Genomic DNA, 1,178 nt, shown 5'->3' on the forward strand with positions numbered 1-1,178 from the left:
ACTTATTAGTGTTGTATGGTTAAGTGACTAAGCGTATATGGTGGATGCCTTGGCAGTCAGAGGCGATGAAGGACGTAGTAACTTGCGAAAAGCGTTGGCGAGCTAGTAACAAGCATTTGAGCTAACGATGTCCGAATGGGGAAACCCAGCAGCATAAGCTGTTATCACAACATGAATACATAGTGTTGTGAGGCGAACCCGGGGAACTGAAACATCTAAGTACCCGGAGGAAAAGAAATCAACCGAGATCCCCCTAGTAGCGGCGAGCGAACGGGGGTTAGCCCTTAAGCGTAGAGGGTGTTAGTGGAATGTGTTGGAAAGCACAGCGGCACAGGGTGATAGCCCCGTACATGAAAACTAACTTTACGTGAAAACGAGTAGGACGGGACACGTGACATCTTGTCTGAATATGGGGGGACCATCCTCCAAGGCTAAATACTCCTGACTGACCGATAGTGAACCAGTACCGTGAGGGAAAGGCGAAAAGAACCCCTGTGAGGGGAGTGAAATAGAACCTGAAACCGTATACGTACAAGCAGTGGGAGCGGTTTTTGAGACCGTGACTGCGTACCTTTTGTATAATGGGTCAGCGACTTACATTTTGTAGCGAGGTTAAGCGAATAGCGGAGCCGTAGGGAAACCGAGTGTTAACTGCGCGTTTAGTTGCAAGGTGTAGACCCGAAACCCGGTGATCTAGCCATGGGCAGGTTGAAGGTTGAGTAACATCAACTGGAGGACCGAACCGACTTATGTTGAAAAATGAGCGGATGACTTGTGGCTGGGGGTGAAAGGCCAATCAAACCGGGAGATATCTGGTTCTCCTCGAAAGCTATTTAGGTAGCGCCTCGTACGAATACCATTGGGGGTAGAGCACTGTTAAGGCTAGGGGGTCATCCCGACTTACCAACCCTTTGCAAACTCCGAATACCAATGAGTACTATACGGGAGACACACGGCGGGTGCTAACGTCCGTCGTGAAAAGGGAAACAACCCAGACCGTCAGCTAAGGTCCCAAAGTTATTGCTAAGTGGGAAACGATGTGGGAAGGCTTAGACAGCTAGGATGTTGGCTTAGAAGCAGCCATCATTTAAAGAAAGCGTAATAGCTCACTAGTCGAGTCGGCCTGCGCGGAAGATTTAACGGGGCTAAGCAATACACCGAAGCTACGGGTACTAGTG

Annotated in this window: 1 rRNA gene; it reads left to right on the plus strand. The window is 49.5% G+C overall.

The features are described 5' to 3' along the window. Positions 1–17: 17 nt before the first annotated feature. A 23S ribosomal RNA gene (locus Q0779_RS23635) occupies positions 18–1,178 on the plus strand; the annotation flags it as partial.

The sequence above is a fragment of the uncultured Shewanella sp. genome (assembly GCF_947491715.1).
Taxonomy (GTDB): Bacteria; Pseudomonadota; Gammaproteobacteria; order Enterobacterales; family Shewanellaceae; genus Shewanella.